General features: G+C 69.3%; 1 pseudogene. It reads left to right on the forward strand.

The features are described from left to right. Window positions 1-254 (forward strand): annotated as a pseudogene (locus tag J0695_RS38655) (phospholipid carrier-dependent glycosyltransferase); the annotation flags it as partial.

The raw sequence follows: 254 nt of genomic DNA on the forward strand, positions 1-254 counted from the left end.
CGACCGGCTGGTGCGGTGGTCGGCGTGGGGCGGCCCGCTGCTCGTCACGCTCGTCGCGGGGCTGATGCGCTTCTGGCGGCTCGGCAGCCCTGACTCGGTGATATTCGACGAGACGTATTACGCCAAGGACGCCTGGGCGCTGATGCACCAGGGGTACGAGGGGCATTGGCCCGACAAGATCGACTCCTCGATCCTGGCCAATCCCGACGCCGTACCCGTGCCGCACGACCCCGGTTACGTCGTGCACCCGCCGG

Source organism: Streptomyces beijiangensis (assembly GCF_017315755.1).
In the GTDB taxonomy this organism is placed as follows: Bacteria; Actinomycetota; Actinomycetes; order Streptomycetales; family Streptomycetaceae; genus Streptomyces; species Streptomyces beijiangensis.